This is a genomic window from Streptomyces sp. NPDC005898 (assembly GCF_040629635.1).
Taxonomy (GTDB): Bacteria; Actinomycetota; Actinomycetes; order Streptomycetales; family Streptomycetaceae; genus Streptomyces.
Window position 1 is genome coordinate 197,067 of the sequence record NZ_JBEXWC010000009.1, and the last position, 13,521, is coordinate 210,587.

The following is a 13,521-nucleotide window of genomic DNA, read 5'->3' on the forward strand; positions in this document are numbered from 1 at the left end:
GGTCTCGTTGACGAGAAACTTCAACGGAAGGCACTGATGTGATCTCTCTGGTACAGCTGGCGTCGGAGGAGCCTCAAAACCCTCTGATTCCGGAGATCCCTGAGCTCGTCATCGGCCTCATCGCGTTCGTCATCGTCTTCGGCTTCTTCGCCAAGAAGTTCCTCCCGAACATCAACAAGGTTCTGGAAGAGCGCCGCGAGGCGATCGAAGGCGGCATCGAAAAGGCCGAGGCCGCGCAGACCGAGGCCCAGAGCGTGCTCGAGCAGTACAAGGCTCAGCTCGCCGAGGCCCGGCACGAGGCCGCGCGCCTGCGCCAGGAGGCGCAGGAGCAGGGTGCTCAGCTCATCGCCGAGATGCGGGCCGAGGGCCAGCGTCAGCGCGAGGAGATCGTCGCCGCCGGTCACGCCCAGATCGAGGCCGACCGCAAGGCCGCCGCGCAGTCGCTGCGTCAGGACGTGGGCCACCTGGCCACCGCCCTGGCCGGCAAGCTCGTCGGCGAGTCCCTTGAGGACCACGCCCGGCAGAGCCGCACCATCGACCGCTTCCTCGACGAGCTCGAGGAGAAGGCCGAGGCGGCTCGATGACAGCGCACGGAGCCAGCCGCGAGGCACTGGCCGCCGCGCGCGAGCGTCTGGACGCGCTGACCGACAACACGTCGGTCGACGCGAAGCGGCTCGCGGACGAGCTGGCCGCGGTCACCGCGCTGTTCGGCCGCGAGGTCTCGCTGCGTCGGGTCCTGACCGACCCGGCGCAGTCCGGTGAGGCCAAGGCCGCGCTGGCCGGGCGCCTGCTGAGCGGCCAGGTGGGCGGCGAGACCGCCGACCTGGTGGCCGGCATGGTCCGCTCGCGCTGGTCGCAGTCGCGGGACCTGGTGGACGCCCTCGAGGAGCTCGCCAACCTCGCCGACCTGACCGGCGCGCAGCAGGCCGGCGCGCTGGACAACGTCGAGGACGAGCTGTTCCGGTTCGGCCGGATCGTCTCCTCCAGCACCGGGCTGCGGGCGGCGCTGACCGACCGCGCCGCCACGGGCACGGCCAAGAGCGAGCTGCTGCGCAGCCTGCTCGGCGGTCGCGCCGAGGACGTGACGGAGCGGCTCGTCGAGCGCCTGGTGACCGCGCCCCGCGGACGTAGCCTGGAAGAGGGACTCGAGTCCCTCTCCAAGCTGGCCGCGGACCGACGCAACCGCATGGTCGCCGTCGTCACTTCCGCTGTTCCGCTCTCGGACCAGCAGAAGCTGCGTCTCGGTGCCGCCCTGGTCAAGGTGTACGGACGTCCGATGCACCTCAACCTCGACGTGGACCCCGAGATCCTCGGCGGGATCAGGGTCCAGGTGGGCGACGAGGTCATCAACGGCAGCATCGCGGACCGCATCGAGGAAGCCGGCCGCCGCGTGGCCGGCCAGTAACCCAACAAGCACGAAATACGGCCCTAGTTGGGCCGTGCAGAGGATTCCTGGGGGCTGACCCCAGACCCCCCAAGAAAACTTCGGGCCCAACAAGGAGAGCAGGGAACCCAGATGGCGGAGCTCACGATCCGGCCGGAGGAGATCCGGGACGCGCTGGAGAACTTTGTCCAGGCGTACAAGCCGGACGCGGCCTCGCGCGAGGAGGTCGGTACGGTCACCGTCGCCGGCGACGGTATCGCCAAGGTCGAGGGTCTTCCCTCGGCGATGGCGAACGAACTGCTGAAGTTCGAGGACGGCACCCTCGGCCTCGCGCTGAACCTCGAAGAGCGCGAGATCGGTGCCGTCGTCCTCGGCGAGTTCAGCGGTATCGAGGAGGGCCAGCCGGTGCAGCGCACCGGTGAGGTGCTCTCCGTCGCCGTGGGCGAGGGTTACCTCGGCCGCGTCGTCGACCCGCTCGGCAACCCGATCGACGGTCTCGGCGAGATCGAGACCAGCGGACGTCGCGCCCTCGAGCTGCAGGCCCCGGGCGTCATGGCCCGTAAGTCGGTGCACGAGCCGATGGAGACCGGCTACAAGGCCGTCGACGCGATGACCCCGATCGGCCGTGGTCAGCGTCAGCTGATCATCGGTGACCGCCAGACCGGCAAGACCGCCCTGGCCGTCGACACGATCATCAACCAGCGCGACAACTGGCGCTCGGGCGACGTGAACAAGCAGGTGCGCTGCATCTACGTCGCCATCGGTCAGAAGGGGTCCACCATCGCCTCCGTGCGTGGTGCCCTCGAAGAGGCCGGCGCGCTGGAGTACACGACCATCGTCGCCGCCCCGGCGTCCGACCCGGCCGGCTTCAAGTACCTGGCGCCGTACACCGGTTCGGCCATCGGCCAGCACTGGATGTACGAGGGCAAGCACGTCCTCATCGTCTTCGACGACCTCTCGAAGCAGGCCGACGCCTACCGCGCCGTGTCCCTGCTGCTGCGCCGTCCGCCGGGGCGCGAGGCCTACCCCGGTGACGTCTTCTACCTGCACTCGCGTCTCCTGGAGCGCTGCGCGAAGCTCTCCGACGAGCTGGGCAAGGGCTCTATGACGGGTCTGCCGATCGTCGAGACCAAGGCGAACGACGTGTCGGCGTTCATCCCGACCAACGTCATCTCCATCACCGACGGCCAGTGCTTCCTGGAGTCGGACCTCTTCAACGCCGGTCAGCGCCCCGCGCTGAACGTCGGTATCTCCGTCTCCCGAGTCGGTGGTTCCGCGCAGCACAAGGCGATGAGGCAGGTCTCCGGCCGACTGCGCGTGGACCTCGCCCAGTTCCGTGAGCTGGAGGCGTTCGCCGCCTTCGGTTCCGACCTGGACGCCGCGTCGAAGGCGCAGCTGGAGCGCGGCCAGCGCATGGTCGAGCTGCTCAAGCAGCCGCAGTACGAGCCGATGGCGACCGAGGACCAGGTCGTGTCCGTGTGGGCCGGTACCACCGGTCGCATGGACGACGTGCCGGTGGGCGACATCCGCCGCTTCGAGAAGGAGCTCCTGGAGTACCTGCACCGCAAGGAGCAGGGCCTCATGACCTCCATCAAGGAGGGCGCCAAGATGTCGGACGACACGCTCCAGGCCCTCGGCGACGCCATCGCGGAATTCAAGAAGCAGTTCGAGACCTCGGACGGGAAGCTTCTCGGCGAGGACGCTCCGGCCGCCGCCAAGTGACGTAAGGAAGGGACCTGACTCATGGGAGCTCAGCTCCGGGTCTACAAGCGTCGCATCCGATCCGTCACCGCGACCAAGAAGATCACCAAGGCGATGGAGATGATCGCCGCCTCGCGTGTCGTCAAGGCGCAGCGCAAGGTGGCGGCCTCCACGCCGTACGCGACCGAGCTCACCCGCGCGGTCACGGCGGTCGGCACTGGCTCGAACACGAAGCACCCGCTGACGACCGAGGCCGAGTCGCCGACCCGTGCCGCGGTGCTGCTCCTCACGAGCGACCGCGGTCTGGCCGGCGCCTTCAACTCGAACGCCATCAAGGCCGCGGAGCAGCTGACCGCGCGTCTTGAGACGGAGGGCAAGGAGGTCGACACGTACATCGTCGGCCGCCGTGGCCTGTCGCACTACAACTTCCGCGAGCGCAAGGTCGTGGAGTCGTGGTCGGGCTTCACCGACGAGCCCACGTACGCGGACGCCAAGAAGGTCGCGGCGCCGCTGATCGAGGCGATCGAGAAGGAGACGGCGGAGGGCGGCGTGGACGAGATCCACATCGTCTACACCGAGTTCGTCTCGATGATGACGCAGACGGCCGTCGACGGCCGCCTGCTGCCGCTCAGCCTCGAAGAGGTCGCGCAGGAGAAGCCCGCCAAGGGCGAGATCCTTCCGCTGTACGACTTCGAGCCGTCGGCGGAGGACGTCCTCGACGCCCTGCTGCCGCGGTACGTCGAGAGCCGTATCTACAACGCGATGCTCCAGTCGGCCGCCTCCAAGCACGCCGCCACGCGCCGCGCGATGAAGTCGGCGACCGACAACGCCGGGGATCTGATCAACAGCCTCTCCCGGCTTGCCAACGCGGCCCGCCAGGCCGAAATCACCCAGGAAATCAGCGAGATCGTCGGCGGCACAGCAGCGCTGGCCGACGCGACCGCGGGGAGTGACAAGTAATGACGACCACTGTTGAGACGGCCGTTGCCACGGGCCGCGTCGCCCGGGTGATCGGCCCGGTCGTCGACGTGGAGTTCCCCGTCGACGCGATGCCGGAGATCTACAACGCCCTGCACGCCGAGGTCGACGACCCGGAGATCGAGGGCGGCCGCAAGACGCTGACCCTCGAGGTCGCCCAGCACCTGGGTGACGGCGTGGTCCGCTCCATCTCGATGCAGCCCACCGACGGCCTGGTCCGCCAGGCCCCGGTGACGGACACCGGCAAGGGCATCTCGGTGCCGGTCGGCGACGTGACCAAGGGCCGTGTGTTCAACACCCTCGGTGAGGTGCTGAACGACGACCCGTCCACGGTCGCCGACGCCGAGCGCTGGACGATCCACCGCAAGGCCCCGGCCTTCGACCAGCTCGAGTCCAAGACCGAGATGTTCGAGACCGGCCTGAAGGTCGTCGACCTTCTCACCCCGTACGTCAAGGGTGGAAAGATCGGTCTGTTCGGTGGTGCCGGTGTCGGCAAGACCGTGCTGATCCAGGAAATGATCGTCCGTGTGGCCAAGCTGCACGACGGCGTCTCCGTCTTCGCCGGTGTCGGCGAGCGCACCCGTGAGGGCAACGACCTCATGGTCGAGATGGAGGAAGCCGGCGTTCTGGACAAGACCGCGCTGGTCTTCGGCCAGATGGACGAGCCGCCGGGCACGCGTCTGCGCGTCGCCCTGGCCGGTCTGACCATGGCGGAGTACTTCCGCGATGTGCAGAAGCAGGACGTGCTGTTCTTCATCGACAACATCTTCCGCTTCACCCAGGCCGGTTCCGAGGTCTCGACCCTGCTCGGCCGCATGCCCTCCGCGGTGGGTTACCAGCCGAACCTGGCCGACGAGATGGGTCTCCTCCAGGAGCGCATCACCTCGACCCGCGGTCACTCGATCACCTCGATGCAGGCGATCTACGTCCCCGCGGACGACCTGACCGACCCGGCCCCGGCCACCACGTTCGCCCACCTCGACGCGACGACGGTTCTCTCCCGTCCGATCTCCGAGAAGGGCATCTACCCGGCCGTGGACCCGCTGGACTCCACGTCCCGCATCCTGGACCCGCGCTACATCGCGCAGGACCACTACGACTGCGCCATGCGCGTCAAGGGAATCCTGCAGAAGTACAAGGACCTCCAGGACATCATCGCGATCCTCGGCATCGACGAGCTCAGCGAGGAGGACAAGCTCGTCGTGGCCCGTGCCCGTCGCGTGGAGCGCTTCCTGTCGCAGAACACCCACGCGGCCAAGCAGTTCACCGGTGTGGACGGCTCGGACGTCTCCCTCGAGGAGTCGATCGCGGCGTTCAACTCGATCTGCGACGGCGAGTACGACCACTTCCCGGAGCAGGCGTTCTTCATGTGCGGTGGTCTTGAGGACCTCAAGAAGAACGCCAAGGAGCTCGGCGTCTCCTGAAGCCCCTCAGCTCCACCGCGACGAGGGGCGGGCCCACCCCCTTCGGGGGCCGAGTCCCGCCTCTCGTCGTACGCCCACTAGAATTTGACCCAACACCCGGCGAAGCCGCCGGGTGGTGACCCGAGGAGCCACCCTTGGCTGCTGAGCTGCATGTCGAGCTGGTCGCCGCGGACCGCAGCGTCTGGTCCGGCGAGGCCACCCTGGTCGTCGCGCGCACCACGTCCGGCGACATCGGCGTCATGCCCGGTCACCAGCCGCTGCTCGGTGTGCTGGAGTCGGGCCCGGTGACCATTCGTACGAGCGATGGCGGCACGGTCGTCGCCGCTGTCCACGGGGGATTCATCTCCTTCGCGGACGACAAGCTGTCGCTGCTGGCCGAGATCGCGGAGCTGTCCGACGAGATCGACGTCCAGCGTGCGGAGCGGGCGCTGGAGCGCGCGAAGTCGGAGGCCGACGCCTCCGCCGAGCGGCGTGCCGACGTCCGACTGCGTGCGGTGTCCGCGCGCTGACCCCAGCGCGTGGCGTGACGTGACTCAGCCGCGGCCAGGTCCGGGAACAATCCGGACCGGGTCGCGGCTGAGGCAATGCGGGTGCAAGGTGTTTGGTCCGTTGCCGGTCCGTTGACCGACAGTAGAGGCGAGGAGGTCGGTGCCGATGATCCTCACTCTGCTCGTGTGCGGACTTGCTGTGATCGCGCTGGTTGTGGTGGGGCTCTTCGTCTTCGGACTGCGCCGCCGGCTGATCCAGCGCTCCGGCGGGACGTTCGACTGTTCGTTGCGCTGGGAGGCCCCGGAGAAGGGCGACACCTCCGGCAAGGGCTGGGGGTACGGGGTCGCCCGCTACAACGGCGACCGCGTCGAGTGGTACCGCGTCTTCTCCTACGCCCCCCGGCCCCGCCGCGTTCTCGAACGCTCGGCCATCGAGGTCGTCGACCGCCGCGCGCCGGCCGGCGAGGAGGAGCTGGCCCTGCTCTCCGACGCCACCGTCCTCGGCTGCACGCACCGCGGTGTCCGCCTGGAGCTGGCGATGAGCGAGGACGCCCTGACGGGTTTCCTGGCCTGGCTGGAGGCGGCGCCTCCGGGGCAGCGTGTGAACGTGGCCTGAGTCCGGACATGGAGAAGCCGGGGAGACAGGGGGCGATCCCGTCTCCCCGGCTTCGTTCTGGGGGGTGCGGTCTACTTCAGACCGTCGTTGATGGCGCTCACCAGCTCACCGTTGGCGGTGTCGCCGCTGAACTCCCAGAAGAACGCGCCGCCGAGGCCCTGCTGCTTGGCCCAGGCCATCTTGGAGCGCACCGTCTCCGGGGTGTCGTAGGACCACCAGTTCGTGCCGCAGTGGGCGTACGCCGTGCCGGCGATCGTCCCGTTCGAGGGGCAGGAGCTCTTCAGCACCTTGTAGTCCTCGATGCCCGCCTCGTAGGTCCCGGGCGCCGCGCCCGTGGCCGTACCGCCCGGCTCCTTCTGGGTGACGCCGGTCCAGCCGCGGCCGTAGAAGCCGATGCCGAGCAGCAGCTTCGTGGCGGGCACGCCCTTGGCCTTCAGCTTGGCGATGGCGGCGGCGCTGTTGAAGCCCTCCTGGGGGATGCCGGCGTAGGAGGTGAGCGGCGAGTGCGGGGCCGTCGGTCCCTTGGCCGCCCAGGCGCCGAAGAAGTCGTACGTCATCACGTTGTACCAGTCGGCGTAGGCCGCCGCGCCGCCGTAGTCGGCGGAGTCGATCTTGCCGCCGTCGGAGGCGTCCGCGGTGATGGCCGCCGTGACGAGGTTCTTGGCGCCGAACTCGTTGCGGAAGGCCTGCATCATCGTCTTGAAGACGGCCGGGCCCGAGGTGTCGCAGGACAGGCCGCAGGCGTTCGGGTACTCCCAGTCCAGGTCGATGCCGTCGAAGACGTCGGCCCAGCGCGGGTCCTCGACCAGGTCGTGGCAGGACTTGGCGAAGGCCGCCGGGTTCTTCATGGCGTCGGTGAAGCCGCCGGACCAGGTCCAGCCGCCGAAGGACCACAGGATCTTGATGTTCGGGTACTTGGCCTTCAGCTTGCGCAGCTGGTTGAAGTTGCCGCGCAGGGGCTGGTCCCAGGTGTCGGCGACGCCGTCGACGCTCTGGTCGGCGGTGTAGGCCTTGTCGATCGCCGCGTAGGAGTCGCCCATGGTGCACTTGCCGCCCTGGACGTTGCCGAAGCTGTAGTTGATGTGCGTGATCTTCGCGGCGGAGCCGGAGGTCGCGATGTTCTTCGCGTGGTAGTTGCGCTGGTAGACGCCCCACTCGGTGAAGTAGCCGAGCTTGACCTTGTCGCCGGGGCCGGGGCCCGGGTCGCCGCCGCCGCCGGTGGTGCGGACCTTGACGGCGCCGCTCGCGGGACCGGTCTGGTCGGCGGTGTCACGGGCCTGGACGGTGTACGAGTAGTCCGTGCCCGCGGTCAGCCCGCTGTCGCTGTACGAGGTGCCCGTCACCGTGCCGACCTTGGCGCCGTCGCGCAGGACGTCGTAGTTCTTGACGCCCTTGTCGTCGGTGGCGGCCTTCCAGTCGAGCTTCACCGAGGTGTCGGTGACGCCGGACGCGGTCGGGGTGCCCGGGGCGCTCGGCGGGTTGTCGCCGGGGACGCTGCCGCCGTCACAACTGCCGCCGTTGAGCGTGCACTTGGCCGGGGCGCCGGGGCCCGTGCCGTTGAAGCCGAAGGAGACCGAGGCGCCCGGGCCGAGCGTGCCGTTCCAGCCGAGGTTCTTCGCACTCCAGCGGGTGCCGGAGTTCGTGACCGTGGCGTCCCAGGCGGAGGTCACCTTGGTGTCGGCGGGGAAGTCCCACTGGACGTTCCACGAGTCGATCGTGGTGGTGCCGGTGTTCTTGATGGTCCACTTGCCCTCGAAACCGTTGCCCCAGTCCTGGGTCTTGGTGTACGTGGCGGTGGCCTCGGAAGCGGCCTGGGAGGCGGCTTCGGGGGTCGCCTCGGCGGGAGCGCCGAGAGCGACCAGGGTGGCGAACGGCAGCAGCAGCGTGGTCAGTCCGGCCACGGTCCTGTGTCGGAATCTGAGTCTCGGGCGTGTGGTGCTCTGTGTGAAGCGCACAAGGTGCTCCTCGGGTGAGATCCGGGGGTTCGGGGTGGGACCCTGCGCCGCCCGTGAGCACGTGGACACGTGGGGAAGTGCTCACCGCAGTGCGGCGAGAATAGAAAGGTCTGGACCAGCGGGTCAAGAGGTCTGAACCATTGGCCGGATTGTGCCGGTCCGGAGCGATCAGTCGCTGATCGCCCGGTTCGCCGGGGCCGCGATCAGACGCCCAACTCCTGTGCCAGCACGGCCGCTTGGACCCGGCTGCGCAGCTCGAGCTTCGCGAGCATGCGGCTCACATGGGTCTTCACCGTCGCCTCCGCCATGGCGAGACGGTCCGCGATCTCCGCGTTCGACAGCCCCTCCCCGATGCAGGACAGCACCTCGCGCTCGCGCCGGGTGAGGCTCTCCAGGACGGCCGGGTCCGCGGCGCCGTGGCCGCGCGGGGGCCTGCGGGGGGCGGCGAACTCGGCGATCAGCCGGCGGGTGACGGCCGGGGCGATCAGCCCTTCGCCGCGCGCGACCGTGCGAACGCCTTCGAGGAGGTCCTTCGCCTCGGTGTTCTTCAGCAGGAATCCCGAGGCGCCCGCGCGCAGCGCCCCGAAGACGTACTCGTCGAGATCGAACGTGGTCAGGACGAGGACGTCCGCGAGCCCCTCGGCGACCACCTGGCGGGTCGCCGCCACCCCGTCCAGGCGCGGCATCTGGATGTCCATCAGGATCAGGTGGGGGCGCAGCTCGCGGGCGAGCGCCACCGCCTGCTCGCCGTCGGCCGCCTCGCCGACCACCTCGATGTCGGGCGCGCTGCGCAGGATCAGGACGAGTCCCGCGCGTACGGCCGACTGGTCCTCGGCGACCAACACCCGGATCATTCCTTGGCTCCTTCGTCCGCGGGGTCGACGGGCAGGGACACGGAGACGGTCCATGCCATGCCGTCGTGGCTGTTCTCGGGGCCCGACTCGAAGGTGCCGCCGAGCAGTTCGGTGCGCTCGCGCATGCCGACGAGGCCGGCTCCCGAGCCGGGGGCGCGGGGCCCGGCCGGGGCGTCGTACGGGCTGGTGACGCGGACCTTCAGGGCGCGGGGCTCCTGGGTGAGGCGCACGGTGACCCGGCCGGGCGAGGCGTGTTTGAGGGCGTTCGTCAGGGATTCCTGGACGATGCGGTACGCGGCCAGCCCGACCGGAGCGGGCAGTTCGGGGCCCCGCGGGGGGCGCGCGTCCTCCAGGGCGACGTCCAGGCCGTTGGTGCGGGCCCCGTCGATCAGGGCGGTGAGGCCGTCCAGGGTGGGGGCCGCGGCCGGTTCCAGGTCGCCGCTGTCGTCGCGCAGGATGCCGATGAGCCGGCGCATCTCGGCCAGCCCCTCGACGCTGTTCTCCCGGATGACGGCGAGGGCGTCCTTGCTGGTGGCCGGGTCGTCCAGGGAGAGCGCGGCCGTGGAGTGGATGGCGATCGCCGAGAGGTGGTTGGCGACCATGTCGTGCAGTTCGCGGGCCATCCTGGCGCGCTCGGCCGTGACCGCCTGGACGCGGTCCATCTCGGCGAGCAGCGCGGTCTGCTCGGCCCGCAGCCTCGCCGCGGCGGCGGCCTCGCGGTGGTTGCGCACCAGGGAGCCGGTGGCGGCGGGGCCGAACGACACGATGCCGGTCAGCACCCCGACGAGCACGGCGTCGGGCTCACGCCACCACGCGAGCAGGCCGAGCGTCACCGCGACCGTGATGGCTCCGGTGGTCAGCGGGATGCGGCGGGCGGCGGCCGGCGTCCCGTAGACGACGGCGGCGTACATGATGTCGGTGAACATCATCACCGAGGCGAGGTTGCCCGTCGTGAACTGGTCGAACACCAGCGCGCAGGTGGCGAGGACCAGGGCGGTCTGGGGCATGCTGCTGCGCAGCAGTTCGAGCGCGGCGAGGGCGAGGAGCGGGATCAGCGTCCAGTCGGCGCCGAGCAGCCGGTCCGTCTGCATGTGCAGCCCGAGCGCCCACAGCGCGAGCCCGCTGAGCAGGCTGACGACGGCGATCTGCACGTCGACGCGCTGCGGGCGGGGCGGGGACAGGGCCATGCCCTCCATCCAACACGCAGTCAGGACCGCGTGCCTGGTCCTGGGGGAGGAACCGCCCGCTACATCGAAGGATGCAGTCCCACTTCGTCACTGACGACGACGATCCGGGCCCGCTCCCGGGGGAGCCTGGAGGGGCGAGCGAGAGGAGCGAACCGTGATCGTCACGCTGATCGTCGTCTGCGAGGTCGGCTTCTGGGTGCTGCTCGCGGCGGGCCTCGCCGCCCGCTACCCGCTGCGGATGCCGCGCCTCGGCATCGCGCTCCTGCTCTGCGAGCCGCTGCTGGAGGTCGTCCTCCTCGTCGTGACCGCCGTCGACCTGAGGAACGGCGCCGAGCCGAGCTGGAAGCACGGCCTGGCCGCGCTGTACATCGGCTACACCGTGGGCCACGGCCACCGCACGGTGAAGTGGCTCGACGGCCACGCGGCGCACCGCTTCGAGGGCACGCCGGTGCCGAGCCCGCCGCGCCACGGCAGGGCCCGCGCCGTCCACGAGGCCAAGGTGTGGCTCGGCACCGTCGTCGCGGCGGCCGTCGCCAGCGGGCTGCTGCTGCTCGCCATGTGGTACGTGGACGACCCCGGCCGCACCTCGTCGCTGGAGGCGTGGATGCACACGGCGTGGCGGACGGCGGGCCTGCACGGCCTGATCGCGCTCAGCTACGCGCTCTTCCCCAAGCGGGCCCCGGCCCCGGCCCCGGGCGAACGGGACGGGGAGCGGCCGGCCGGGGTCTGACCGGGCCTAGCGCTCGCCGCCCGGCACCCACAGCACGTCCCCGACCTCCTTGTTGGCCGTGCGGGCCAGGATGAACAGGAGGTCGGAGAGGCGGTTGAGGTAGGTCGCCGTGAGCGGGTTCATCGTCTCGCCGTGGGTCTCGAACGCGGCCCACGTGGAGCGCTCGGCCCGCCGCACCACCGTGCAGGCCTGGTGCAGCAGCGCCGCGCCCGGCGTGCCGCCCGGCAGGATGAAGCTGCGCAGCTTCTCCAGCTCCTCAAGGAAGCGGTCGCAGTCCGCCTCCAGCTTGTCGATGTACGACTGCTCGACGCGCAGCGGCGGGTACTTCGGGTCCGCGACGACCGGCGTGGACAGGTCGGCGCCCACGTCGAAGAGGTCGTTCTGGATCCGCGCCAGAACCTTTACGACCGCCTCGTCGAGCCGGCCGAGCGCGATGGCCGTGCCGATGGCCGCGTTGGCCTCGTTGGTGTCGGCGTACGCCGCGATCCGCGGGTCGGTCTTGGCGGTGCGGCTCATGTCCCCGAGGGCCGTCGTCCCCTGGTCGCCGGTCCTGGTGTAGATGCGCGTCAGATTGACCATGCGGCCAGCGTAGTTACGCGCCGGCCTTCTTGTAGACCCGTGTGCCCACCGTCACGGACAGCAGGCCGAAGGCGAGGGCCGTCAGGGCGCCGTACAGCATGGTGGTGCTCGCGTAGTCGCCCACGTAGCCGGCCCGCATGGCGTCGACCAGGTAGCGGAACGGCATGAAGTGCGACAGGACGTCGAGCCAGGTCGGCGCGAGCGCCATCGGCAGCATCAGGCCGGAGAGCAGCATCGAGGGCATGCTGATGGCGTTCACGGCCGGTCCGAACTCGTGCGCCTTGCCGAGCTTCATGGCCAGCGCGTACGAGAGCGAGGCGAGCGAGGCGCTCAGCAGCGCCACGAACGCGAACCCGATGAGGATGCCGCCGAGCGGCGCCCTGAGCCCCATCGCCAGCGCGGCGAGCACCAGCAGCACCGCCTGGAAGACGAAGAGCGCGGCGTCGCGCAGGATCCGGCCGAGCAGCAGCGCGAGGCGGCTGACGGGGGTGACCCGCATCCGCTCCACCACGCCGAACTGCTTTTCGATGATGAGTGCGAAACCGCTGAACATGGCGCCGAAGAGGCCGAGCTGGAGCAGCAGCCCGGGGACGAGCACCTGCCAGGAGTCGCCCTCGGAGCCCAGCGGCAGGTCGGTGAGCAGCGGCCCGAAGAAGAGCAGGTAGAGCAGGGGCGTCAGGACGCCGAAGAGGATCTGGAACTTGGAGCGCAGGGTCTGCCGGGCGTACCGCCCGAAGATCAGCGCGGTGTCAAGGAGCAGTGCGGGCATCGGGGAGTCCTGGGGGTCAGACGGCGACGGGGGCCGTGTCCTTGGGCGCGGGGGCGCGCCCGGTGATGGCGAGGAAGGTGTCCTGGAGGGAGGCGTCGATCGAGCCGCCGTACCGGAGTTTCAGCGCGCTCGGCGTGCCCTCGGCGACCACGACCCCCTTGTCGACGACGACGAGCCGGTCGGAGAGGGCGTCGGCCTCGTCCAGGTAGTGCGTGGTGAGGAAGACCGTCGTGCCGTGCTCGTCGCGCAGCCGGCGCACCAGCGCCCACAGGTCGGCGCGGCTGCCCGGGTCGAGGCCGGTGGTCGGCTCGTCCAGGAAGAGCACCTCGGGCCGGTGCGTGAGACCGAGGGCGATGTCCAGGCGCCGGCGCTGGCCGCCGGAGAGCGCGCCGCAGGTGCGCTCCATCAGCTCGCCCAGGCCGAGGTCGCGCGCCAGCTCCTCGGCCCGCTCCTCGGCCCGTGCCTTGGACAGGCGGTACAGGCGCCCCTGGGTGATCAGCTCCTCGCGCACGGAGACGCTCGGGTCGACGCCGCCGGACTGCGCGACGTAGCCGATGCTGCGCCGCACCCCGGCGGGGTCGGCGGCGAGGTCGCACCCGGCGACAGTGGCGGCGCCGCCGGTGGGCGCGAGCAGGGTGGTGAGCATGCGCAGCGTCGTCGTCTTGCCGGCGCCGTTCGGGCCGAGGAAGCCGAGGATCTCGCCCGGCTGGACGGTCAGGTCGATGCCGCGCACGGCCTCGACGGGTCCGCTCTTCGTGCGGAAGGTCCGGGCGAGCCCGGCGGTGCTGATGATGGGCATAGGGACCACAAAAACAGAGTGCCTGTAATTTTGCAATCCCCCCAAGTTTTCAGAGTG

At 70.1% G+C, this 13,521-nt stretch carries 14 protein-coding genes; 8 read left to right on the forward strand and 6 right to left on the reverse strand.

The window, feature by feature from the left end; all coding sequences use genetic code 11:
- The first annotated feature begins 38 nt into the window (after nucleotides 1–38).
- The 7 genes from ABZ385_RS15515 (at nucleotide 39) to ABZ385_RS15545 (ending at nucleotide 6,591) form a co-directional block, all read left to right on the forward strand.
- Nucleotides 39–584 carry a F0F1 ATP synthase subunit B gene (locus ABZ385_RS15515; RefSeq protein WP_125515121.1) on the forward strand — a complete coding sequence of 182 codons (546 nt, stop codon included), beginning with the start codon at nucleotides 39–41 and terminating at the stop codon, nucleotides 582–584.
- Nucleotides 581–1,405 (forward strand): F0F1 ATP synthase subunit delta, encoded by an 825-nt coding sequence (locus ABZ385_RS15520; RefSeq protein ID WP_358585113.1) that lies wholly within the window; start codon nucleotides 581–583, stop codon nucleotides 1,403–1,405. The genes ABZ385_RS15515 and ABZ385_RS15520 overlap by 4 nt, the downstream gene beginning before the upstream one ends.
- 111 nt (nucleotides 1,406–1,516) lie before the next feature.
- Nucleotides 1,517–3,106: a F0F1 ATP synthase subunit alpha gene (gene atpA, locus ABZ385_RS15525; RefSeq protein WP_358585115.1), complete on the forward strand. Its 1,590-nt coding sequence runs from the start codon at nucleotides 1,517–1,519 to the stop codon at nucleotides 3,104–3,106.
- Nucleotides 3,107–3,127: 21 nt separating this feature from the next.
- On the forward strand, nucleotides 3,128–4,045 hold the full coding sequence (locus ABZ385_RS15530) for a F0F1 ATP synthase subunit gamma (RefSeq protein WP_358585117.1): 918 nt from the start codon (nucleotides 3,128–3,130) through the stop codon (nucleotides 4,043–4,045).
- Nucleotides 4,045–5,487, forward strand: coding sequence for a F0F1 ATP synthase subunit beta (gene atpD, locus ABZ385_RS15535; protein WP_358585119.1), 1,443 nt, complete (start codon nucleotides 4,045–4,047; stop codon nucleotides 5,485–5,487). The genes ABZ385_RS15530 and atpD overlap by 1 nt, the downstream gene beginning before the upstream one ends.
- Before the next feature lie 134 nt (nucleotides 5,488–5,621).
- Nucleotides 5,622–5,996 (forward strand): F0F1 ATP synthase subunit epsilon, encoded by a 375-nt coding sequence (locus ABZ385_RS15540; RefSeq protein WP_358585121.1) that lies wholly within the window; start codon nucleotides 5,622–5,624, stop codon nucleotides 5,994–5,996.
- A 145-nt stretch (nucleotides 5,997–6,141) separates the two neighbouring features.
- The gene (locus tag ABZ385_RS15545; protein WP_358585123.1) at nucleotides 6,142–6,591 is read left to right on the forward strand and encodes a DUF2550 domain-containing protein; all 450 of its coding nucleotides are present in this window, start codon (nucleotides 6,142–6,144) and stop codon (nucleotides 6,589–6,591) included.
- 71 nt (nucleotides 6,592–6,662) lie between these two features.
- Here the strand turns inward: ABZ385_RS15545 and ABZ385_RS15550 are convergent, their stop codons facing one another.
- The 3 genes from ABZ385_RS15550 to ABZ385_RS15560 form a co-directional block, all read right to left on the reverse strand.
- Nucleotides 6,663–8,492: a glycoside hydrolase family 18 chitinase gene (locus ABZ385_RS15550; RefSeq protein WP_358585125.1), complete on the reverse strand. Its 1,830-nt coding sequence runs from the start codon at nucleotides 8,490–8,492 to the stop codon at nucleotides 6,663–6,665.
- A 257-nt stretch (nucleotides 8,493–8,749) separates the two neighbouring features.
- Nucleotides 8,750–9,400 (reverse strand): response regulator transcription factor, encoded by a 651-nt coding sequence (locus ABZ385_RS15555; RefSeq protein ID WP_358911696.1) that lies wholly within the window; start codon nucleotides 9,398–9,400, stop codon nucleotides 8,750–8,752.
- The gene (locus ABZ385_RS15560) at nucleotides 9,397–10,587 is read right to left on the reverse strand and encodes a histidine kinase (RefSeq protein WP_358585129.1); all 1,191 of its coding nucleotides are present in this window, start codon (nucleotides 10,585–10,587) and stop codon (nucleotides 9,397–9,399) included. The genes ABZ385_RS15555 and ABZ385_RS15560 overlap by 4 nt, the downstream gene beginning before the upstream one ends.
- A gap of 154 nt (nucleotides 10,588–10,741) precedes the next feature.
- On the opposite strand from ABZ385_RS15560, the gene ABZ385_RS15565 reads away from it, so the two are divergent.
- Nucleotides 10,742–11,317: a hypothetical protein gene (locus ABZ385_RS15565; RefSeq protein WP_358911698.1), complete on the forward strand. Its 576-nt coding sequence runs from the start codon at nucleotides 10,742–10,744 to the stop codon at nucleotides 11,315–11,317.
- A gap of 6 nt (nucleotides 11,318–11,323) precedes the next feature.
- Here the strand turns inward: ABZ385_RS15565 and ABZ385_RS15570 are convergent, their stop codons facing one another.
- The 3 genes from ABZ385_RS15570 to ABZ385_RS15580 are packed head-to-tail and all read right to left on the reverse strand — an operon-like array spanning nucleotide 11,324 to nucleotide 13,464.
- Nucleotides 11,324–11,896: a cob(I)yrinic acid a,c-diamide adenosyltransferase gene (locus tag ABZ385_RS15570; protein ID WP_358585133.1), complete on the reverse strand. Its 573-nt coding sequence runs from the start codon at nucleotides 11,894–11,896 to the stop codon at nucleotides 11,324–11,326.
- 13 nt (nucleotides 11,897–11,909) lie between these two features.
- On the reverse strand, nucleotides 11,910–12,665 hold the full coding sequence (locus tag ABZ385_RS15575; protein WP_358585134.1) for an ABC transporter permease: 756 nt from the start codon (nucleotides 12,663–12,665) through the stop codon (nucleotides 11,910–11,912).
- 16 nt (nucleotides 12,666–12,681) lie between these two features.
- Nucleotides 12,682–13,464, reverse strand: a complete 783-nt coding sequence (locus tag ABZ385_RS15580) for an ATP-binding cassette domain-containing protein (RefSeq protein ID WP_358699313.1) — start codon at nucleotides 13,462–13,464, stop codon at nucleotides 12,682–12,684.
- Nucleotides 13,465–13,521: the final 57 nt, after the last annotated feature.

Excerpts from the sequence above, each read along its gene's own strand:
- ABZ385_RS15555 (WP_358911696.1), bottom strand. The coding sequence starts at position 9,400 with ATGATCCGGGTGTTGGTCGCCGAGGACCAGTCGGCCGTACGCGCGGGA.
- ABZ385_RS15560 (WP_358585129.1), bottom strand. The coding sequence starts at position 10,587 with ATGGCCCTGTCCCCGCCCCGCCCGCAGCGCGTCGACGTGCAGATCGCC.
- atpA (WP_358585115.1), top strand. The coding sequence starts at position 1,517 with ATGGCGGAGCTCACGATCCGGCCGGAGGAGATCCGGGACGCGCTGGAG.
- ABZ385_RS15545 (WP_358585123.1), top strand. The coding sequence starts at position 6,142 with ATGATCCTCACTCTGCTCGTGTGCGGACTTGCTGTGATCGCGCTGGTT.
- ABZ385_RS15570 (WP_358585133.1), bottom strand. The coding sequence starts at position 11,896 with ATGGTCAATCTGACGCGCATCTACACCAGGACCGGCGACCAGGGGACG.
- ABZ385_RS15530 (WP_358585117.1), top strand. The coding sequence starts at position 3,128 with ATGGGAGCTCAGCTCCGGGTCTACAAGCGTCGCATCCGATCCGTCACC.
- ABZ385_RS15520 (WP_358585113.1), top strand. The coding sequence starts at position 581 with ATGACAGCGCACGGAGCCAGCCGCGAGGCACTGGCCGCCGCGCGCGAG.
- ABZ385_RS15580 (WP_358699313.1), bottom strand. The coding sequence starts at position 13,464 with ATGCCCATCATCAGCACCGCCGGGCTCGCCCGGACCTTCCGCACGAAG.
- ABZ385_RS15575 (WP_358585134.1), bottom strand. The coding sequence starts at position 12,665 with ATGCCCGCACTGCTCCTTGACACCGCGCTGATCTTCGGGCGGTACGCC.
- atpD (WP_358585119.1), top strand. The coding sequence starts at position 4,045 with ATGACGACCACTGTTGAGACGGCCGTTGCCACGGGCCGCGTCGCCCGG.